This window comes from Caulobacter sp. GW821-FHT10C03 (assembly GCF_059415485.1).
Window position 1 is genome coordinate 40,652 of record NZ_JBWKNI010000026.1, and the last position, 20,707, is coordinate 61,358.

Consider the following 20,707-nt stretch of genomic DNA (forward strand, 5'->3'; position numbering starts at 1 on the left):
CCGAGTTCCCCGCGAAGGCGGGGATCCAAGCTGACTTTCAGGATGAGGCGCAGTCGTCGAAAGACCCGCCGGCTCGGCTTGGATCCCCGCCTTCGCGGGGATGCTCGGTGAAAAATTACTCAGGAAGCTTGCCGAAGCCTCAGCCGCAGCTCTCGCGCGGGCGGTCCGAGCGGATGACGCAGAGGATCTTGTTGCCCCGGGTGTCGCCGTAGCGGGCGCGGACCTTGCCGGAGAACTGGTCCCACTTGGCGCGGGTGTCCTGGGCGGCGACGCGCATGGCCTTGTCGTAGCCGCCACGGCTCGTGCCGGCGGTGTCCTTGTTCAGGTAGTCGTGCTTGACCCGGCCGCGGCAGCTGGCCCACTCGGGAAAGCCGTAGCAGCCGGTGATCAGGCCGGCCGGAACCTGGGCGGGCAGGCTGGGGCCGAGCCAGTCGGCGGGCCCGTTGTTGTTGAGGCCCGGCGGGTTCTCGACGGTGGGCTTGGGACGCGGGGCGTCGACCCAGTTGCTGTGCGAGTAGAAGTCCTGCGAGGCGTGCAGGGCCAGGCCGAGATATTCCAGGGTCCGGCACTTCGGCGAGCCCTTCTCGCCGTCGAACGGGCAGTCCGAGCCGGTGGTGGTGTCGCCGTAGGAGAGGTCGGGACGAACCAGGTCGCCCGCGCGGATCAGGGCCTGGTCGAGGTTGCTGTACATCAGGCTGCGACAGGCGCGCAGGGCGGCGTTGGCCTGGGACAGGTTCTGGGCGTAGCCGGGCCTGTCGAACCAGTCGCCGTCGTCGCAGTGGGCCTGGGAGACGCTGATCAGGCCGCGGCCGGGACGGTCGGGGGCGCCAACGGCGCCGAAGGTGCCGTTCTTGCCGGCCAGCAGGTCGAGGGTGGCGGAGCCGAAGCCGGCGCCGCCCAGGCCCGTGCGGGTGATGCGCTCGTGCTCGGCGTTCTGGCCGAGGCTGCGGATCGTGCCGAAGGCCAGGGCCTGTGGCGCGAGGGCGAGCGTCGCCACGGCGAATCCGGCGACGACGAGACGCGCGGGTGTGAGTCTGTGCATGGCCAAGGCCCCCTGGTTGAACAATCAGGAGTCACAAATGCACGGATTCGCCCTATGCGGGTGTGGCGAATGTCACAGGCGCGCCAGGGTGGCCAAATCGTCCTGGCCGCCGAAGTACTTGTCGAGGGCGGCGCGGAAGCGGGTTTCGCCAGGCGCGACGGCGGCGAACAGGGTCAGGCTGGAACGCAGCTTGAGGTCGTCGGGCGAGCCGAACACGGCGTGGGCGTCGTTTCCGGGCAGGGCGAGGATGGCGTCGACGACCTCGGCCAGCCGCGCGCCCAGCACCGGATGGGCGAGATAGGCGCGGGCCTCGTCGAGCCCCGCGATCGCATAGAACCGGGCCGTCGAACTGCGGCCCAGGCCCTCGACCTGCGGGAAGACGAACCACATCCAGTGGGTGCGCTTGGCGCCGGCGCGCAGCTCGGCCAGGGCGGCGGCGTAGGTGCTCGCCTGGGCGTCGACGAAGCGCTGGAGGTCGTGGGCCATGGCGAGAGTTTGGGCCGGGGAGGGGCGTTTGTCTCGCGCGGAGCCGGTCAGCCGCCGTATTCGCCGGCCAGGTCGACGGAGAGCGCGCGGCCGACCTTGTCGAGGGCCGTCTTGACCTCGGGGCGGGTCTTCAGGGCGCTCTGACGGCGCAGGTAGGCCGGCCGGGTCGGCTCGGCGGCCTTGGCGGCGGGCGACTTCTGGCCGTGGCGGAACCAGGCGAGCGCGTCGCCCCGCAAGGCCGGGTCCTGCAGCCAGCGGACGAGAACGGCGGCCGCCTCGTCGTCGCGTTCGAGGCAGGCCAGGCCTTCGACCGTCGCACCGGGAGCGTCGCGCCAGTTCGATCGCAGCCTGGGCAGTTCGGCCTCGGCTTCCGGCCGCCGGTCGAGCAGGGCCAGGGCGCACAGCTTGTTGCTGGCGACGACCATGCGGCCGTAGGCCGTGCCGTAGTCCGGAGGAACCTGCTCGATCGCCTCCAGGGCCTGGGCCGGATGTCCGAGGGTCAGCTGCAGGGCGGCGCGGTTGACGTTCTGGCTGATCTTGTCCTGCCCCTGGGCGCCTTCGGCCAGGGCCTGGTCGGCGGGCGAGCGCTCGCCCAGGTCGCTGAGGATGTTGGCGTAGGCGTAGAGCACCCAGGCCTTCTGTTCGGCCTGATCGTCGAAGGCGTCCTTGCGCTGCATGCGGGCGACGTAGTCGGCCCCGACAGCGCGGGCCTCGTCATAGCGCTGGAGATTGTGCAGGGCCTGGATGCGCTGGACGACCAGCTCCAGACGGCGCGGTTCGCGGCGGATGCGTTCGTCGATCCCGGCCAGGCGGGTGGTCTCCAGGGCGCGCCAGTCGAAGCGGCCGGCGGCGGCCATGTCCGGCCACAGGGGCTCGAAGCGGCGGTCCTGGTAGACGGCCATCAGGGTCGACAGTTCGGTCGCCCGGGACAGGACGGCGGCGGCGCGGGTCATGTCGCCCGCGTCGGCGGCGAAGGTCGCCTCGCGCAGGGCCCAGCGGTTGTCGACGGCCTGGTGGGCGTCCTCGGTGGTCCAGGGCGCGCGGCGCAGGACCGAGACGAAGGCGCCGGCGGCGGCCGGATCGTCGGTCAGCCCGGTCAGAGACCAGTCGAACAGTTGCACCGGCGCCCCGGTGAGCAGCTCCGGGCCGGTCTCGAGCACGATCTGCACATTGGCCGCCATGTCGGCGGGCGCGCCGCGGCGGCTGGCGTCGATCACCAGGGCCAGGGCCGCCTGAGCGCGGACCTCCGGGCGCACCGCCACCCCGAGCAGCCGTCGCGCCGTCGCGACGATGGCGGGGGGATCCTTGGCCTTTTGCTGGCAGCCGAGCTCGGCGAACAGCAGGGTCTCGCGACGGTCGGCCGCGAGGCGATCGAAGTCGGGATCGTCGGTCACGGTTTGCAGGCGTTGGGCGAGGTCGCCCTCGCAGGCGCGGAGCCGGGCGCCTTGCAGTCCGGCGAGGAGCGGCTCGCTGCGCGCCCGCAGGGCCGCTTCGTCGGCCCGGGCGGCGGATCCCACAGACAGTCCCGCGGCCAAGGCCGCCCCCAGGATCGAAACGCGTCTCATCGAAAGCCCCCAACTCAAGCGGGACCTTAAGATCACGACGCCCTTCGCGCCGCAACGCCGGGCGCCGGCGGTCGGGGCCGTGATCGCTCCTCTCCTCACACATTACGAAAGATTCAGCGAGCGGCGGTTGCGCACAAAGTTACTGTGTGACACACAGTGTGTATCGCACACTATGTGTTGCACACCATGCGGCGCACACCAAGACAGGAAGGCCTATGCCGACCGATACCGACATCTTCGAATCCCTGCGCCAGGAGCTGCGTCGCGGGACGCTGATCCTGGCCGTGCTGGCCCAGCTGAAGGTCGAGCGCTACGGCTACAGCCTGCGCCAGGCCCTTTCGGAAGTGGGCCTGGAGATCGACGAAGGCGCGCTCTACCCGATGCTGCGCCGGCTCGAGGGCCAGGGCCTGCTGACCTCCGAATGGCGCGAGGAGGAGAAGCGCAAGAAGCGCTTCTACCGCCTGTCGCCCGAGGGCGAAGCCGTACTGACCCGCCTGGCCGCCGAGTGGCGCGCCATCAACGACACCCTGCAAAACCTGATCTGAGGGGACTAGGTCATGGACCTGCTCGACCGCTATCTCGGCGCCGTGGGCGCCCTGCTGCCCAAGGCGCAACGCGAGGACATCGTCGCCGAACTGCGCGACGTGCTGCTCAACCGCATCGAGGAAAAGGAGGAGGCCAAGGGCGCTCCCCTGACCGACAAGGAGCGCGAGGCGGTGCTCAAGGACTTCGGCCATCCGCTGGCCGTGGCCGGCCGCTATGGCCCGCAGCAGAGCCTGATCGGCCCGACGCTCTATCCGTTCTACGTCTTCGCCCTGAAGCTGGCGGTGGCCCTGGCGGCGATCGTCACCGTCGTGCCGGCGGTGGTGGTCGCCCTGCTGGGCCGGGGCGAGGCGCTGGACGTGACGCTGGACGCCCTGACCCACGACTTCCCGCGCTCGGCCCTGATGCTGGCCGGGCTGGTGACCCTGGTCGCGGCCGGCATCGAACGCGGCTGGGTGCCGCTGACCGGCCTGACCGACTGGAACGTGCGCGACCTGCCGCAGCTGACCCGCAAGAAGGGGATGTTCGAGGCGCGCTTCGAGGCCCTGTTCGAGGTGGTCGCCACGGCGCTGTTCATCCTGTGGTGGACGGGGCTGTGGCGGGTGGACCTGACCGGGGCCGTGACCCTGAAAGGCGCGATCGCCCTGACGCCGTCGCCGGTGTGGGCCACCCTCTACTGGCCGATCCTGGTCTGGGCGGGCTTGAGCCTGGTCGCCTCGCTGATCGCCCTGGTCAGGCCGGGCCTGGTGCGGGCGCGGGCGGTGTTCGACCTGCTGACGGCCATCGGCGGCATGGTCCTGACCACCCTGCTGTGGAAGTCTCTGCCGCTGTTCACCCTGACGCCGGTGACCGCGACGGCCAAGGACGTGGGCCAGCTGCAGCACATGGTCGACACCGGCTTCCACATCGGGATGTTCGTGGCCGGGATCATCTTCGCCTGCCAGATCGGCGCGGCCCTGTGGCGCCTGTACAAGGGCGCTCGCTAAGCCGGACGGCGCGGGGACGGATCTTCCAGGGTCTTGATGACACGGAATTAATCCGTCCCCGGTTGCCCCGCCTGACGCGGACATTTACGCCTTCGCCCCAGCTGTTTCGGGCGCGGCATGATCGCGCCCGGACGTAAGGATCGAGCCCGCCCTTGGGGGAGGGGCTCCAGGGAAGGGGACTCTCTCTTGCAAAACCGCCGCGAACTTCTGCTGTCGACCGTGGCCGCCGGCCTCGCCGCCGCCGCCGCGCCCTCGCTGGGCTTCGCCCAGCCGGCGTCCACCGCCGGTGAAGCCGCCAAGCTGAACGCCTTCTTCGACGACGCCATGGCCAAGCTGCTGCGCCAGGCGCCGGAACTGGCGACGGGCCTTGGCCTCGACAGCGGCGACCTGGCCTGGACCAAGGGCCTGCTGAGCGACCGCTCGTTCGAGGCGATCGCCGCGGGCTCGGCCCAGACGACGGCGCAACTGGCCCAGCTGCGCTCGATCGACCGCAAGGCCCTGAGCGGCATGGACGCCGTCAACTACGACACCGTCGAGTTCACCCTGGCGGTGCAGGACGAGGGCAATCGCAAGTTCAGCTACGCCGGCGGCGGTTCGGGCGCGCCCTACATCCTCAGCCAGCTGACCGGCGCCTACCAGTCGATGCCCGACTTCCTCGACACCCAGCACAGCATCGAGACCAAGGCCGACGCCGACGCCTACCTGCAGCGCATGGAAGGCTTCGCCCGACTGATGGATCAGGAGACCCTGATCGCCAAGAAGGACTACGCCGACGGCGTGATCCCGCCGGACTTCGTCATCGACAAGGCCCTGGTGCAGATGAAGGCCTTCGCCGACACCCCGACGGCCGACGCGCCGCTGGTCAAGTCGGTGGCCCGCCGCACCAAGGAAAAGAAGATCGACGGCGACTGGGCCGGCGAGGCTTCGAAGGTCTACGAGAACTCGGTGCTGCCGGCCCTGAAGCGCCAGATCGCCCTGCTGGAGAGCGTGCGCCCGAAGGCCACCCACGACGCCGGCGTGTGGCGCCTGAAGGACGGCGGCGACTACTACGCCGTGTCGCTGAAGAACTACACGACCGCGACCATGAGCCCCGACGACATCCACCAGTTGGGCCTGGACCTGGTGAAGTCGATCTCGGTGGAAGCCGACAAGCTGTTCAAGTCGATCGGCATGTCCAAGGGCACGGTCGGCGAGCGGATGGCTGAGCTGGGCAAGGACATCTACGAGAACACCGACGCGGCCAAGGAACAGCTGATCGCCGACCTGAACGTCAAGGCCAAGTGGATCGAGAAGCAGCTGCCGGCCTATTTCGGCGCCCTGCCCAAGGCTGAACTCGAGATCCGCCGCGTGCCCAAGGCCATCGAGGCTGGCGCGCCGGGCGGCTACTACAACTCGCCCTCGCTGGATGGGAAGCGCCCGGGGATCTACTGGATCAACCTGCGCGACACCAAGGAGCAGGCCAAGTACACCCTGACCACCCTGACGGTGCACGAAGGCGTCCCGGGCCACCACCTGCAGCTGTCGCTGTCGAACGAGGCGCAAGGCCTGCCGATGATCCGCAAGGTGATCGGCTTCTCGGGCTACGCCGAGGGCTGGGCGCTCTATTCCGAGCAGCTGGCCGTCGAGATGGGCATCTACAAGGGCGACCCGCGCGGCCACATCGGCATGCTGCACGACGCCCTGTTCCGCGCCGTCCGCCTCGTGGTCGACAGCGGCATGCACTACAAGAAGTGGAGCCGCGAACAGGCCGTGAAGTACATGTCCGAGACCATGGGCGACGAGGAAAGCGGCACGATCACCGAGATCGAACGCTACGTCGTGTGGCCGGGCCAGGCCTGCTCGTACATGCTGGGCAAGATCACCTGGCTGCGGGCCCGCGAGCGCGCCAAGAAGGAGCTGGGCAAGAAGTTCGACATCAAGAAGTTCCACGACGCGGGCCTGCTGTCGGGCATGACCCCGCTGACCGTGCTGGATCGCGTGGTCGACGACTACATCGCCGCGACCAAGGCCGGGAAGTAAGGCTCGGGCTTCTTCGGAAGGTTCGAGGAGGGGGAGCGCCTGCGAGGGCGCTCCCCTTTTTCGTTGGGGTGTTGGGGGCCTGGTTCGCACCCCCCACCCGTAAAATCCCCGCGAAGGCGGGGACCCAAGCTGACGTTCCGGATGTGGCGCGGCCGTGGACGACCTGCTGACTCGGCTTGGGTCCCCGCCTTCGCGGGGATGCTCGGCTTTAAAATTGGGCCAAGCGGACGAATGCCGACCTAGAAATCCGTAGACGCGCTCAAGTCCGCCCAGCGCTCCAGTTCGGCCGCGCGGCGGGCGCTGGCGGCGCGGATGGCGCTTAGGGCGTCGGAGCCGAGGGGCAGGCGCAGGGGCGGCTCGTCGAGGGCGGCGAGCTGCAGAATGGCCTGGGCGGCCTTGGCCGGATCGCCCGGCTGACGGCCGTGGTACTGGGCCTGCATCCGCGCGGCGGCGCCGACGACGGCGTCGTATTCGGCCCGGCCGGCGGCCAGGGTGGTCGAGGACCCGGCGAAGTCGGTGCGGAAGCCGCCCGGCTCGACGATCGTGACCTTGACCCCGACCAGGGCCATCTCCTGGGCCAGCACCTCGGAGAAGCCCTCGACCGCCCACTTGGCCGCCGAATAGGCCGCCCGGCCGGGCGCGCCGAGACGTCCGCCTACTGACGACAGCTGGATGAAGTGGCCAAAGCCCTGCTCGCGCAGCAGCGGTATGGCGGCCTTGGTGACGTTGATGACGCCGAACAGGTTGGCGTCGATCTGCTTGCGGAAGTCGTCGAGCGACGTGTCCTCCACCGAGCCGATGTCGCCGTAGCCGGCGTTGTTGACGACGACGTCCAGGCCGCCGAAGTCGCGCGCCGCCAGGGCGACCGCGCGCTCGGCCGCTTCGGGATCGGTGACGTCGAGGGCGGCCAGGCGCACGGCGTCGCCGTAACGCTCTTCGAGATCGGCCAGGGCGGCCGGATCGCGGGCGGTGGCGACGACGCGCTGGCCGGCCTCGAGCGCGGCCTGGGCCAGCGCCCGGCCAAGGCCGCGCGAGGCGCCGGTTATCAGCCATCTGCGGGACATGGCGGTTCTCCTTCCTTTCAGGCCCGGCTCAGCGGGCCGCGGTCTCAATCAGGGCCGAGACGGCGTGGGGGTGCGAGATCATGACGACGTGCGAGGCGCCGGGCACGGTGACGACCTGGCGGGCGTGGGCGCGCTTCGCCATCCAGGCCATGGCGGCCGGCGGGATGTTGCGATCGGCCTCGCCATAGACCCACCAGGACGGGATGGTCTTCCAGGCGGTCGCCACGGCCTTCTCGGCGCCGGCGGCGTCGGTCAGGGGGCGCTGGGCGATCGCCATCAGCCGGGCCTTGGCCAGGGGCACGTCGGCGGCGAACTGAGCCGGGAACTTGTCCTGCCGGATATAGAGGTCGTGGGCGCCGCCGGGCAGGTCGACCGGCTTGTCGAGCGCCTCGCCCAGGGTGCCGCCCGGGAACTTGCCGGCCAGGTCGAAGGTGCTTTCGCCGACCTCGGGCGCGAAGGCGGCGACATAGACGAGGCCCTTGACGTTGGCCGCGCCGTCGGCGGCCGCCGAGATCACCGTGCCGCCATAGGAATGGCCGACCAGCACCACCGGACCGGGGATGGAATTGATCACCGTGCGCACGGCGGCGGCGTCGGAGGCCGCGCCGCGCAGCGGGTTGGCGGCGGCGACCACGTGGTAGCCGTCGCGGGTCAGGTCGGCGACGACGCCGTCCCAGCTGCTGGAGTCGGCGAAGGCGCCGTGCACCAGCACGATGGTCGGCTTGGCGGCGGGCGGGGCGGCCTGGGCGCCGGCGACGCCGGTGAGGCTGAAAGCCAGGGCGAAGGCGAGGGCGGTCTTGGACATGGGAGGTCTCCTGGAGGCGTGGGGAAGGGCGGTCAGCCGAAGGTGAAGACGTAGGCGCGGGCGCCGGGGTCGAGGAACTCGATCGCGAAGGTCCGGTCGGTGATGGGACCGGCCTGGCGGACCAGCTGGTGCATGCGGGGGCGGTCGACCACGCCCGAGCCGTCGGCGGCGACGTCCCAGCCGTGATCCTGGCCGGGCGCGGCGCCGTCGAGCGTGACGCGGAACCGCACGGGCCGATCCGATGGGGCCAGCACCATGTGCAGGTCGCGGGCGTGGAAGCGGTGGACGAGGCCGGCGCTCGGCGCGGCGGAGGTGGCGAACTCGCGGCCCGCGACCCACTCGCCGGTCAGGCCCCAGCCGTTCAGCGGCAGGCGATCGGGCGCGCGGTAGAGGTGGCCGCGGTCGGGGCGCAGGCCGCCCGGCGAGACGCAGGCCTGCGCCTGGCCATAGCCGACATAGCTCTCGCCCGAGCCGAGGTCGTTCCAGTCGGCGGCCGCCTCGGGACCGCGTCCGATGGCCGATGTCGGACCGGTGGGAACGGCCGGGCCGGGGATCTGAGCCAGCAGCTCCTGGATCCGGCGGTCGCAGGCGTCGTAGCCGCCCTCGCCGTCGACATGGCCGCGCGGGCGGCCGTCGGCGCCGATGAAGTGGAACGACGGCCAGGCGTTGTTGCCAAAGGCGCTCCAGATCCGCCGCTCGCTGTCGAGCACGACCGGGAAGTCGACGCCCAGATCGGTCAGGGCCTGGTGCACATTGGCGGTCTCGCCCTCGAACACGAACTCGGGGGTGTGGACGCCGACGATCGTCAGGCGCTCGCCATAGCGCGCCCGCCAGGCGCGCAGGTAAGGCAGGGCGCGCAGGCTGTTGATGCAGGAATAGGTCCAGAAGCAGACCACGACGACCTTGCCGCGCAGGGCGGCGGCGTCGAGCGGCGGGCTGTTGAGCCAGGGTCCCGACAGGCGCAGGGCGTTCAGCGCCGGCGAGGGCTCCAGCGCCCGGGCCAGGGCCTGGCGGGCCGGCGGCAGGGCCAGCACGCCGCCCAGCGACAGGGCGCTAAGGCCCGCGGCCTTCAGCCAGGCGCGGCGCGACAGCGGGTTCGGATCGGCCATGGCGATGGCTCCTTCTCCGGTAAGCGTCAGGCCCAGCGGGCGACGTCGAGGACGGCCTTGGCGAAGGCCTGGGGCGCTTCCTGCGGCAGGTTGTGGCCGACGCCGCCGCCGACCAGGCGGTGCTCGTAGCGGCCCTTGAACTTGCCGGCGTAGGCGGCGGGGGCGGGGTGGGGCGCGGCGTTGGCGTCGCCCTCCATCGTGATGGTCGGGACGGTGATGACGGGGGCTTGGGCCAGCTTGGCCTCCATCGCGTCGAAGCGCGCCTCGCCCTGGGCCAGGCCCAACCGCCAGCGGTAGTTGTGGATCGTGATGGCCACGTGGTCGGGATTGGCCAGCGAGGCGGCCGAGCGGGCGAAGGTCGTGTCGTCGAAGGCCCACTTCGGCGAGGCGGTCTTCCAGATCAGCTTGGCGAAGGCGTCGGTGTTCTGGGCGTAGCCCTTCGCGCCGCGCTCGGTGGCGAAATAGAACTGGTACCACCAGGACAGTTCGGCCTGCGGCGGCAGCGGAGCAGCGTTGGCCTGCTGGCTGCCGATCAGGTAGCCGCTGACGCTGACCAGGGCCTGGCAGCGCTCGGGCCACAGGGCCGCGACGATGTCGGCGGTGCGCGCGCCCCAGTCGAAGCCGGCGATCACGGCCTTGGGGATGTTCAGCGCGTCCATCAGGGCGATGACGTCGGCCGCCAGGGCGGCCTGCTGGCCGTTGCGGGGCGTCGCCTCCGAGAGGAAGCGGGTGGTTCCGTAGCCGCGCAGATGCGGGACGATCACCCGCTTGCCGGCCGCCGCCAGGATCGGGGCCACTTCGGCGAAGGCGTGGATGTCGTAGGGCCAGCCGTGCAGCAGGATCACCGGGGCGCCGTCGGCGGGGCCCTGCTCGGCGTAGCCGACCACGAGGTCGCCGGCCTCGACCTGGCGCAGGGTCCAGCCCGGCTGGGCGGGCGCGGCGCGGGCCGACGAGGCGGCCAGGGCGGTGAGGGCGGCGGCCCCGCCCAGGGCGGCGGCGGCCTGGAACAGGCGACGACGGCGAAGATCGATGGCGGGCGAGGCGGACGACGCGGTCATGGGTTGGCTCTCCGGTTGGGCGGCGAGAGTGGCGCGGACGGGCGGACGGGGATTGGCGGCGGCGATCGTGATTTGGACCGGCTGGAAGCGGCGAGGCGGGCCGACAGGGCGGGGGGAGGGGGATCGGCCCGCCGGCCGGATCAGATCAGGTTCAGCTCGACGTCGATGTTGCCGCGCACGGCCTTGGAGTAGGGGCAGGTCTGGTGAGCGGCCTCGACCAGGGCGCGGGCCGTCTCGGGCGCCAGGCCCGGTAGGCTGACATTGAGGCGGGCGCGCAGCACGAAGCCCTCGCCGGCCTTGGCCAGGTCGACCTCGGCGTCGATCGCCACGTCGGCCGGCAGGGCGACGCCCTGGGCGTGGGCGGCCAGGCCCAGCGCGCCGATGAAGCAGGCCGACCAGCCGGCGGCGAACAGCTGCTCGGGATTGGTGCCGGGGCCGGCGCCGCCGGGGCGCGACAGGCGCACGTCGAGCTTGCCGTCGGTGCTGCGGGCCGCGCCGTCGCGGCCGCCGGTGACGTGGGTGGCGCCGGTGTAGAGGACGGCGTCGATCGGGGTGGTCATGGCGTTTTCCTTTTCAATCGGATCCGATGTAATCGGTACCGATCTCATAAATCGGAGTTCGAGCACGTGTCAACCTTCCGATTTAATCGGATCCGATTTATATTCGCGGCGTCCGATCCGATCCCGCTTCGCAAAGGCCGCCATGACGACGCCCGATACGCCTCCCGCCGCCGAGAAGAAGACCCCGCGCCTCGCCGATTTCCTGTGCTTCGCGGTCTATTCGGCCAATCTGGCCTATGGCCGGGCCTACAAGCCGATCCTCGACGAACTGGGCGTGACCTACACCCAGTGGATCATCATCGTGGCGCTGTGGGAGGAGGACGGTCAGAGCGTCAAGAGCCTGGGCGACAAGCTGTTCCTGGAGTCCAACACCCTGACCCCGATCCTCAAGAAGCTGGAGAGCCTGGGCTATCTGACCCGCCGCCGCGATCCCGCCGACGAGCGCCAGGTGATCGTCAGCCTGACGGAGGCGGGGCGGGCTTTGCGCGAGAAGGGCGGCCAGAAGACCCTGGTCAAGGCCACGGGCCTGGCGCCGGAGGAGTTCGCGCAGGTGCAGAAGACGGTGACGCGGGTGCGCGACAACCTGATCAAGCACGCCAACGACGGGTGAGGGGGCGCCCATCCACAGCCAAGGTCTTCGCCAAGGGCGACGGACCTTGCGTTGCATCCGTCATTTCATGGCGAAAGGTCCGCCGGACCCGGCGCGCGAAGCGCCGGCCTCAAATCCCCCGCGACGGCGGCCCGCCCAGGGCTTAAACAGCCGCCTCGTTCGAAAGGCCCGACCATGTCCCTCCACATCGCCCTGCTGCGCGGCGTCAACGCCGCCGGTGGTCGTCTGATCACCGCCGAAGAGCTGACCGGCCTGCTGACCGATCTCGGCCACACCGAAGTCCGCATGGGCCCCAAGGTCGGCGACCTGGTGTTCGAGAGCGGCGAGCGCACCGGCGCGGAACTTCAGACCCAGATCGAAACCGAGCTGATGGCGCGCCTGGGCCTGCGCACCGATGTCTATGTCCGCACCGCCGAGGCCTGGCGGGCCCTGGTCGCGGCCAACCCGTTCCCGGACTTCGCGGCGGCCGATCCGGGCTGGCTGATGACTCTGTTCTGCAAGGACACCCCCGACAAGAAGGCCATGGGCGCCCTGCGCGCGGCGATCCGCGGGACCGAGCAGGCGCGGGCCGAAAGCCGCCAGATCTATGCGATCTATCCCGACGGCGTCGGCGGCTCGAAACTAACCACCAGCCTGGTCGAGAAGACCCTCGGCACGCGGATCACGGGGCGGACGTGGACGGCGGTGCTGGCGCTCGCCGACATGCTCGAGCCGATCTAGTTCTCACTGCCTTTCCTGTCGCCATCGCCCCGCCCCTCTTCAACCGCGCCGGCTTCGGCGGGGCTATCTCTGGTCGTTTGGGAAACCGCATCGTAAATTTTCGTACGTGCGCGCCTCCAAACACCGCTGCCGAAGCCTCTAACCTGCGGGAGGCTTCCATCATGTCCATCGTCGCGCTCTTCACCATCGCCCTGCTGGCCACGAGTCCGGAGGCCAAGGATATCGACGCCTTCGTTCGCAAGGCGATGGATCGGGTCGAGGTAGTGCCCGGCCTCTCCGTAACGGTGGTCAAGGGACCCGACGTTGTCATGACGGCGGGCTACGGCGTGGCGGACCTAAGCACGGGCAAGGCCGTCGACGCCGACACGGGCTTCTACATCGCCTCGGCGACCAAGGCCTTCACCGCGCTGTCGATCGCCGCCATGGCCGAGCGCAGGGAGCTCGCTCTCGACGCGCCGCTCAAAACCTGGATCGGAAGGAGCTCGCTACCGGCCGACATCGCATCCTCGACCAGCCTCAACGATTTGCTGAGCCATCGCTCGGGCCTGGAGAACGAGCCGATCGCTTTCCGGGCAGCCTATTCAGGTGTGCACACGACCAGGCTTATGAGCGCTCTGCTGGCGGACACGCGCCGGAGCCAGCCATACGGAACGTTCCGCTACACCAACACCGGCTACAACTTGGCCACCACGCTGATCGAGGACCGCTTCGGCCGGGACTGGCGCGCGATGGTGGACGAGGAGGTCCTGGCCCCGGCCGGGATGACCCACACCACGGCCCGGATCGACGAGGCGCGGCGCAAGATGCGGGTCGCGGTCGGCCACACGCCAGGGCCCGATGGGCGCATGGCCCCAAGCCCGCTGCAGAAAAGCAACGCCACCATGCAGTCGGCCGGCGGCCTGGTCTCGACGGCCCACGACATGGCGCGCTGGTTGGAAATCCAGTTGAACGACGGCGTCGTGGACGGGCGCCGGGTGTTCCCAGCCGGCCTCGTCGCCGCCACCCACCAGTCGCTGGTCACCCAGCAGACCACGTTCGGCCCTTATGTCCGCGACGGCTACGGCTTGGGCTGGCAGATCGGCCGCTATGGCGATGCGGCGCTGATCCATCACTTCGGCAATTTCGCCGGATCGCGAGCCCACGTCTCGTTCATGCCCGCGCGCGGGCTGGGCGTGGCGGTGATTGCCAACGAGGACGCCGTGGCCGGCGAACTGGTCGATCTCGTGGCCGACTACGTCTATGACCGCTTCGCGCTCCGCCCGGACCTTGAGGCCCACTACGAGGCCGAACTGGCGGCGCTGGTCGCACGCCGCGACAAGCGGTTGAAGGGTCTGGCGGCCAGCCGGGCCGAGCGCGCCGCGCGGCCGTGGCCGCTGCGAGCGCCGACCCCGACCTATGTCGGCGCCTATGAGAACCCGGCCATGGGGCGCATCGACGTCGTCGAGCAAGACGGCCGCATGGTTGTGAAGGCCGGCGCGATGGCCTCGCCGGCCGAGGCGGCCGCCGATCCGGAAAGCGTCCGGGTCGAGCTGATCCCGCTCACCGGCCAGATCGTGCGCTTCGAGGCGCCCGGTAAGCTGGTCTACGACGGCCAGACCTACGTTCGGCGGTAGCGTTGCGACCCGGTACCTGCGGCCCTTGCACGCAGCAGACCGCGAGCAAGTCCAATGCCCTCTTTCGACCCTTAGCAGCCATTAAGCGCGCTTAGCTGCGAAGCGGAGTCGAAGTGAATTTTCTCAAGTTTGTTGGCTGAAAATGCGATCCAAGGCTGGGGGCGACAGGACGCACAGTTGCTCTACGATCCCATCCTTCCGACTTTCGGTTAGCTCTTCATTTGGATCGAGCAAGTCACGAAGGTGGCCGTTGAGCCTGTGGATTGCCTCATTGCCTTCGACAAGCCGCGATTTCCCGTCTGGCTGGTCATAGTAGTAACGGCTCCGGATTGTCAGCTCGGTGATGCCACGAGCGAGCTGTAGCAACAGCGTCGGGCGGGGAACCTCAAACAGCTTCGTCCTAAGAATGCTCATTTCGGCAATCTCGCAGAGTCAGCTTCTGCTCACCACCCATTGCGGCCGGTTAGAACAGCTCTTGAAAGGTCGTGCGCGCCTCCCGCTCACCAATGACGTGGGCTTCGCGCTCGTTCTCTTCCCACCATGAGCCGCACATTTGGCATCGGCGTAGATGTGCGTGCATGGGCACGCTCGTCCCAATCCGTGCGGGAGTAGAGCTATCTCCGGAGAGAATGCCTTGTCGGCAAATCTCGCAACCCTTGCTGAACCAGTCACTCATGCGGTGACGCTAGCCGTCGTAAGGTCTGTTTTCCACCCTCAGCCGACACAAGAACCGTCCGCTTCCTGGCGGGTTGTCGGTAGGGGTGGATGTCCTCGCCACAGGGGCGGGAATGACGGGAGGCGGGGGCGTGCGCACCTGAGGCCGGCGGTGGAAGGGATCGGGGTTCGCCGGCTGGCGGTGAAACCTCTCACCCTCCCACCGCTGCGCGGCGGGCCCCTCCCTCTCTCTCTCAGAGAGGGATTTTACTTACTTCTTCGGCGGGCGGGCCGCCTGGACTTCGATCTCGACCAGCATGCCGTCGGCGACCAGCGAGGAGACCTGGCTGGTGATGCGGGAGGGCTTGTTGGGCTGTTCGGCGGTGCCGAAGAAGGTCTTGTAGCCTTCCATCATGCCGGCGAAGTCCATCTTGCCGTCCTTGGCCGGGTCGCCGACCAGCAGGACGCGCATCATGACGACGTCCGACAGGGTCGCGCCCTGGCTCTTCAGCGCGTCTTCCAGGCGCTTGATGACGCCGATGGTCTGGGTCTTGGTGTCGCCGAACTTGGCGACGCCCGTGGCGTTGGCGTCGACGACCGGCGGGGTCATGCCGCTGACATAGATGGTGTCATAGCCGGCCGGCACGGTGACGACGCTGGCGATGGCCGACTTGGGGTCGCCGCCGCGGACGATCCCCTGGGCTTGCGCGGCCAAGGGCGCGGCGAAGGCGGCGGCGCCGAGCAGGGCGAGGGCGAGGCGTTTCATGGGCGTCTCCTTATCGGTTTCTGGGATCAGTGGGCCTGAAGGCCGCGGGCCTTGGCCTTGGCGTTCGACTGGGCGCGGACGCTGGAGATGTCGGCGAAGCTGACGGGCTTGCCCTTGTTGCCCCAGGCGCCGCGCACGTAGTTGAGGATGCCGGTCAGCTCGGCGTCGGACAGGTCGTCCTTGAACGAGGGCATGCCGGCCCGGCCGTTGATGACGACGGCGGCCATGAGCTTGCCGTCGCCCTGGACGATCGGCGCGCCGGCCAGGGCCGGGAAGGCGCCCTTGACCCCCTTGCCGGTGACCTGGTGGCAGGCCGAGCAGTTGTCGGCGTAGAGGGTCTGGCCGGTCGGCGGCGCGGCGAGGGCGGCGGACGCGCCCAGGGCCAGCGGAGCGGCGGCCAGGGCGGCGATGATGGCGTTGCGAAGCATCAAGTCTCCCCGAGGATCAGAAAAGCGGTGGTCAGGCGGCGCGGACGCGGGCGTGCAGCTTGCCGATCTGCTGCCAGGCCGACTCGATGGCCCCGGCCTGCCAGCCGCCAAGATAGCTGAGGTGTTCGCCGGCCAGGTAGAGGCGGCCGTCGGGTTCGCACAGCACCGGATAGGCGCTCTTGCGGCCCTCGTCGCTCCACTCGGCCCAGCCGCCGAGATTGAACTCGGCCAGGTGCCAGCAGAACGAGAAGGCGTTCTCGTAACTGTCGGCGTATTCGGGGAACACCTTCTGGCCGGCGGCCACGGCGAAGGCGGCGCGGTCGGCGGGGCTCTTGGCGCTGATCTTGGCCGCCTCGCCGCCGAACGCGTAGTAGCCCAGCAGCACGCCCTTCTGCGACTGCCAGCCGGTCGAGGGCAGGCTGATCGTGCCGATGCCGGGCATGTCGTTGTAGATGTGGCCGCCGTAGATGAAGTGGTCCTCTTCCCAGAAGCGGCGCTTCATCTGCAGGCCGATCTTGTTGACCGGGGCGTAGGCCACGCCCTCCATCGCCGCCTTGAACGGCTTGGAGGCCTGCAGGTCGACGCCGCGCAGCACGCTGAGCGGGATGGTGCAGATGCAGTAGTCGGCGCTGATCTCGGCCTTCTCGCCGAAGGCGTCGCGGTAGCCGATCTTCACGCCCTTGGCGTCCTGGCGGATGGTCTCGACGACGCTGGAATAGCGGATCAGGCCCCCGACCTTGCGCTCGAAGGCCTTGGCGACCTGGTCCATGCCGCCGATCGGCTGGAGCATGGTGCGCTGCTGCTCGTAGCCGGCGACCGAGGTCAGGGTGCGCCAGGCGCCCGAATGCAGGACGTCGGCCATGCTGCGCGGGGTGGAGGGCTTGCCCGGACCCGGCGAGACGCCGGCGCCGGGATGGACGTCGAAGCCGCGGCCGTCGGTACCGGTATAGGCGAAGTCGGTGGGCGACAGGCGGCCCTCGTTGACCATGTAGGCGACGAAGAGGTCGCGGTCTTCGGCCGTCATCGCGCTGTCGAGCCCGCCCTTGGCGGCGACCTTGGCGATCAGTTCGGCGGCGTGGCCGCGGGCGTCGGCGGCGATCTCGCCCTTGCGGACCGGCTTGCCCTTCAGCGGGCCCTCGCCCTTTTCGAAATAGACGTAGGCGGCGTCGTTGTCGTTGACGAAGCTCTCCAGCGGCACGCCGAACAGCTTGGTGTAGTGCAGGGTCGAGCGGTGGTGGTACGGGATCCGCCACGGGCCGTGGTTGATGTAGAGCCCCTCGTCGAACTGGCAGGTCTGGTCGTTGCCGTTGAGGTCGACGTGGCGGAAGCCGTTGCGGGCGGTCTGGCAGCGGCCGCCGGCGAAGCCCCGGGCCTCCAGCACCTGCACCTCGTAGCCGTGCTTGGTCAGTTCGTAGGCGGAGGTCAGGCCGGCCAGGCCCGCGCCCAGCACCACCACCTTGATCCCCTTGCCGCCGCCTTCCAGCGGAGGCGGAGCCGCCTGGGCCGAGGCGAAGCCGTAGCCCAGGGCGTCCATGCCGGCCATGGCCAGCGACACCCCGCCATAGGCCGCCAGGCCCTCGAAAAACCGACGACGCGTCAGAACTCCGTCCATATGCCCGCCCTGTTGTCTTGTTCCGCCGACCGATGCTCCGGCGGCGAGGTCCATCTCGAAATCACCGTCTCGCCGGGGCAATCCATTTGCCGCCTGGAGACCATTCATGGGGTCGCTGAACGCCGTTGTGCCGAGCCCTTGGGCGCCCGCGCTTCGGCATGAGCGAAGTCTGGGCGCGGGGCGCATGACGCGGGAATCGGAGGCCCCGAAAGAAGGGAGCCGGACACTGGGCCCGGCTCCCCCATAACGCTGGATTTTCCAGTGCTTAGCCAGCGCCTAGAACGTGTAGGTCAGGCGTCCGTAGTAGTAGCCGCCGTTGATGCCGAAGGGCGAGTAGGACGGATACTGGGTGACGCAGCCGCCGCCGGAGGCGACGCAGGCCGTCTGGAAGGCGGCCGAGTACTTGTCGGGATACTCGTTGAACAGGTTGTTGGCGCCGATCGCCGCGGTGACCCCGACCGGGAACTTGTAGGAGACCTCCAGGTCGGTGATCGCCGTGGCGCTGACCACGGTCATCAGCAGCGGGCCGGTGCCGGGATCGGCCAGGGCCGAGGCCTTGCCGTAGAAGGTCTCGGTCAGGCTGACCGTGAGCGGGCCGAAGCTGTAGAGGCCGTTCAGCCCGATCTTGTACTTGGGCGAGGCGGTCTCGAGCAGCGAGGCGGCGTTGCCGGCGAACAGCACCTGGCCGCTCGGGAAGGCCGTGCTGGTGGTGGCCAGGGCGGACGGGGCGGCCTTGACCTTGGTGATCTTGGTCTCGTTGAAGTTGCCGCTCAGCGTCCAGTCGATGCGGCCGTAGTCGCCCAGGCTGGTCGGGTAGGACAGCACCACGTCGACGCCCTGGGTGCGGGTGTCCAGACCGTTGGAGAAGATGTTGATGCCGGTGCTGGTGACGGTGCTGTCCAGCACGTTGCCGTTGGCGGCGATCGCGGCGTTGACGTTGGCGTTGACCACCACGCCGTTGCGGATGCCGTAGATCGAGCTGGAGCCGAAGATCCGGTCTTCGAGCTTGATGCGGTAGAAGTCGATCGTCGCCGTCAGCTTGGGCAGCGGGTGGGCCACCACGCCGAGGCTGTAGTTGGTCGACTTCTCGGGCTTCAGCTTGGAGATGCCCAGCAGGGCCGCCGCCGCCGAGTTCGGCGCCAGCTGCACGAAGGCGCTGGTCGGCGAGACGTTGGTGGCCGAGTAGTAGGACTCCGCCAGGGTCGGGGCGCGGAAGCCGGTGCTGACCGTGCCGCGAACGGCGATCATCGGGTTGAAGTCATAGCGGCTGGTCAGCTTGCCGACCGTGGTGTCGCCGAAGTCGCTGAAGTCTTCGTAGCGCAGGGCCGCGTCGATCTTCCAGGGCTCGATCGGCGAGACGGCCAGGTCGGTGTAGAGCGCCCAGCTGGTGCGGCTGTGGCCGCCGGCGTCGGTCTTGGAGAAGCCGGGGTAGGACTGCGAGCCTTCCTTGTAGGTCGAGGCGGCGTCGCCGGCCCCGATGGCGTAGGTGTCGCGGCGCTGCTCGACGCCCAGGGCGACGTTCAGCGGCGTGGCCAGGCCGACCTCGAAGTCGTGGCGCAGGTCGATGTTGTTGGTCCACTGGGTGGTGCGCCAGCTGCCGGCGTGGAACGAGGTGGGGGTGAAGCCCTTGGTCGTGGTCGTCGAGGTGTCGGCATAGAGGCTGGCGTTGGCCGAGTCCTCGACCCGCACCTCGATGTCGTCGAGGCCGTAGGTGGACGACACGTCGAGATCCCAGCCCAGCACCTTGCCGCTGAGGCCCAGCGTCATGGCGTAGTCGTCCTCGATGATCCGTTCGCGCGGGCTGAAGCCGTTGGGGAACGGCCGGTCGGCCGCGCCCATCTTGCCCTGCACGCGGTTGTAGCGGCGGTAGTTCTCGTAGGCCGAGGCGTCCTTGTGGCCGTAGGTGCCAAACGAATAGACCTCGAAGTCCTCGGGCAGCTCGACCCCGGCGTTGAAGGCCAGGACGTGCATCCGGTACTCGGCGTCGCCCGAGATCAGGTTCAGGTTCGGATAGCCCGAGATCTGGCTTTCGACGGCGTTGTTGGTGGCCGAATAGCTGGGGCTGGCGGTGTTGTAGACGCGCTGGTCGGGCAGGCCGCGGTTGGAGAAGCCGTGGTATTTGCTCTCGACGGTCAGGTTCAGATAGCTGTTCTCGGTCGGCGTCGTGCCGATGTTGGCCGAGAACGAGGCGGTCTTGCCGCCGCCGTCGAAATACTCGCCGCCCGTGGCCGAGACCACGCCGCCGGAATTGGCCTTCTTGAGGATGATGTTGACGACGCCGGCGATGGCGTCGGTGCCGTACTGGGCGGCGGCGCCGTCGGTCAGCACCTCGATGCGACCGATCGACGACATCGGGATGAAGCCGAGGTCGGCGGAGGCGGCGCCCTGGTAGGGGCCCGACAGCACCGCGAAATTGGCCGTGGTGTGGCGGCGCTTGCCGTTGATCAGCACCAGCGCCTGGTTGGGCGACAGGCCGCGCAGGCGGGCCGAAAGGGTGAGGTTGGCCGTGTCGCCGCCGAACGCCTGGGCGTTGAAGGACGGGACCAGATTGGCCAGGCCCAGGCGCAGGTCGACCTGGCCTGTGCGCTCGAGCGTGGCGGTGTCGACCACCTGCACGGGCGCGGGGCTGTCGGCGACCCGCAGGCCGGTCTGGCGCGTGCCGGTGACGATGACGGTGTCGAGCTCGACGGAATCCGGCGCCGGGGCTGGTTCCGCGGCCAGCGCCACGGTGGTGGTGCAGAGAGCAATCGACAGGGTCGAAATCCCCGCGATCAAATTATTCTTTAGATTATTATTCATTGTAGCCCCCTCTTCGCAAAATCAACGCATGATTGATGACTCCTCCGTGGGGTTCCGCCCTAGATGTATTCTTATTGTTGAACGCGAATACAAGACTGCACAGTGGCTATGCCAAGGGTGAGCGTCGGGCAGGCCACTGGGTTCGGCAATGGGCAGGGGGCGTTGCGAGGCTGTTACATGGCCGCTAAGCGGCGCGCCGCTTCATTTCGCGGCGCCGAACGGCGGTTTACCAATTGGCCTGATCATCCGACTGGCGCCTCGGATAACG

The 20,707-nt window shown here is 69.2% G+C and carries 18 protein-coding genes; 6 read left to right on the forward strand and 12 right to left on the reverse strand.

The features are described 5' to 3' along the window. Positions 1 to 139 precede the first annotated feature (139 nt). From AC07NG_RS23230 to AC07NG_RS23240, 3 genes are all read right to left on the reverse strand, one after another. Positions 140 to 1,042, reverse strand: a complete 903-nt coding sequence (locus tag AC07NG_RS23230; protein WP_494596638.1) for a hypothetical protein — start codon at positions 1,040 to 1,042, stop codon at positions 140 to 142. 72 nt (positions 1,043 to 1,114) lie between these two features. Next, positions 1,115 to 1,528, reverse strand: coding sequence for a DUF1810 domain-containing protein (locus AC07NG_RS23235; protein ID WP_494596639.1), 414 nt, complete (start codon positions 1,526 to 1,528; stop codon positions 1,115 to 1,117). Positions 1,529 to 1,575: 47 nt separating this feature from the next. After that, entirely contained in the window at positions 1,576 to 3,093 is a 1,518-nt protein-coding gene (locus AC07NG_RS23240) for a hypothetical protein (RefSeq protein WP_494596641.1), read from the reverse strand. 215 nt (positions 3,094 to 3,308) lie between these two features. On the opposite strand from AC07NG_RS23240, the gene AC07NG_RS23245 reads away from it, so the two are divergent. The 3 genes from AC07NG_RS23245 (at position 3,309) to AC07NG_RS23255 (ending at position 6,641) form a co-directional block, all read left to right on the forward strand. Next, entirely contained in the window at positions 3,309 to 3,638 is a 330-nt protein-coding gene (locus AC07NG_RS23245) for a PadR family transcriptional regulator (protein ID WP_110118688.1), read from the forward strand. A 12-nt stretch (positions 3,639 to 3,650) separates the two neighbouring features. Continuing rightward, positions 3,651 to 4,622, forward strand: a complete 972-nt coding sequence (locus AC07NG_RS23250; RefSeq protein WP_494596643.1) for an HAAS signaling domain-containing protein — start codon at positions 3,651 to 3,653, stop codon at positions 4,620 to 4,622. A 186-nt stretch (positions 4,623 to 4,808) separates the two neighbouring features. After that, entirely contained in the window at positions 4,809 to 6,641 is a 1,833-nt protein-coding gene (locus AC07NG_RS23255; protein WP_494596644.1) for a DUF885 domain-containing protein, read from the forward strand. A gap of 239 nt (positions 6,642 to 6,880) precedes the next feature. On the opposite strand, the gene AC07NG_RS23260 is transcribed toward AC07NG_RS23255, so the two are convergent. From AC07NG_RS23260 to AC07NG_RS23280, 5 genes are all read right to left on the reverse strand, one after another. Then, the gene (locus AC07NG_RS23260) at positions 6,881 to 7,705 is read right to left on the reverse strand and encodes an oxidoreductase (protein ID WP_494596645.1); all 825 of its coding nucleotides are present in this window, start codon (positions 7,703 to 7,705) and stop codon (positions 6,881 to 6,883) included. A gap of 28 nt (positions 7,706 to 7,733) precedes the next feature. Further along, positions 7,734 to 8,510 carry an alpha/beta fold hydrolase gene (locus AC07NG_RS23265; RefSeq protein ID WP_494596647.1) on the reverse strand — a complete coding sequence of 259 codons (777 nt, stop codon included), beginning with the start codon at positions 8,508 to 8,510 and terminating at the stop codon, positions 7,734 to 7,736. A 32-nt stretch (positions 8,511 to 8,542) separates the two neighbouring features. After that, entirely contained in the window at positions 8,543 to 9,619 is a 1,077-nt protein-coding gene (locus AC07NG_RS23270) for a hypothetical protein (RefSeq protein WP_494596648.1), read from the reverse strand. Between the two features lie 26 nt (positions 9,620 to 9,645). Further along, entirely contained in the window at positions 9,646 to 10,677 is a 1,032-nt protein-coding gene (locus AC07NG_RS23275; protein ID WP_494596650.1) for an alpha/beta fold hydrolase, read from the reverse strand. A gap of 140 nt (positions 10,678 to 10,817) precedes the next feature. Continuing rightward, complete coding sequence (locus AC07NG_RS23280; RefSeq protein ID WP_494596652.1) at positions 10,818 to 11,237, reverse strand: organic hydroperoxide resistance protein; 420 nt, start codon at positions 11,235 to 11,237, stop codon at positions 10,818 to 10,820. A gap of 142 nt (positions 11,238 to 11,379) precedes the next feature. Between AC07NG_RS23280 and AC07NG_RS23285 the strand changes: the two genes are divergently transcribed. From AC07NG_RS23285 to AC07NG_RS23295, 3 genes are all read left to right on the forward strand, one after another. Next, entirely contained in the window at positions 11,380 to 11,847 is a 468-nt protein-coding gene (locus tag AC07NG_RS23285) for a MarR family winged helix-turn-helix transcriptional regulator (RefSeq protein ID WP_494596653.1), read from the forward strand. A gap of 174 nt (positions 11,848 to 12,021) precedes the next feature. Then, positions 12,022 to 12,567, forward strand: a complete 546-nt coding sequence (locus tag AC07NG_RS23290; protein ID WP_494596655.1) for a DUF1697 domain-containing protein — start codon at positions 12,022 to 12,024, stop codon at positions 12,565 to 12,567. A gap of 161 nt (positions 12,568 to 12,728) precedes the next feature. Then, on the forward strand, positions 12,729 to 14,180 hold the full coding sequence (locus AC07NG_RS23295) for a serine hydrolase domain-containing protein (protein ID WP_494596656.1): 1,452 nt from the start codon (positions 12,729 to 12,731) through the stop codon (positions 14,178 to 14,180). A gap of 925 nt (positions 14,181 to 15,105) precedes the next feature. On the opposite strand, the gene AC07NG_RS23300 is transcribed toward AC07NG_RS23295, so the two are convergent. The 4 genes from AC07NG_RS23300 to AC07NG_RS23315 form a co-directional block, all read right to left on the reverse strand. Continuing rightward, complete coding sequence (locus AC07NG_RS23300) at positions 15,106 to 15,600, reverse strand: RidA family protein (RefSeq protein ID WP_494596658.1); 495 nt, start codon at positions 15,598 to 15,600, stop codon at positions 15,106 to 15,108. Positions 15,601 to 15,626: 26 nt separating this feature from the next. Further along, positions 15,627 to 16,028 carry a c-type cytochrome gene (locus AC07NG_RS23305; protein ID WP_494596659.1) on the reverse strand — a complete coding sequence of 134 codons (402 nt, stop codon included), beginning with the start codon at positions 16,026 to 16,028 and terminating at the stop codon, positions 15,627 to 15,629. A 31-nt stretch (positions 16,029 to 16,059) separates the two neighbouring features. Beyond that, positions 16,060 to 17,640: a flavin monoamine oxidase family protein gene (locus AC07NG_RS23310; protein ID WP_494596660.1), complete on the reverse strand. Its 1,581-nt coding sequence runs from the start codon at positions 17,638 to 17,640 to the stop codon at positions 16,060 to 16,062. Between the two features lie 276 nt (positions 17,641 to 17,916). Continuing rightward, the gene (locus AC07NG_RS23315; protein ID WP_494596662.1) at positions 17,917 to 20,415 is read right to left on the reverse strand and encodes a TonB-dependent receptor plug domain-containing protein; all 2,499 of its coding nucleotides are present in this window, start codon (positions 20,413 to 20,415) and stop codon (positions 17,917 to 17,919) included. Between the last annotated feature and the right edge of the window lie 292 nt (positions 20,416 to 20,707).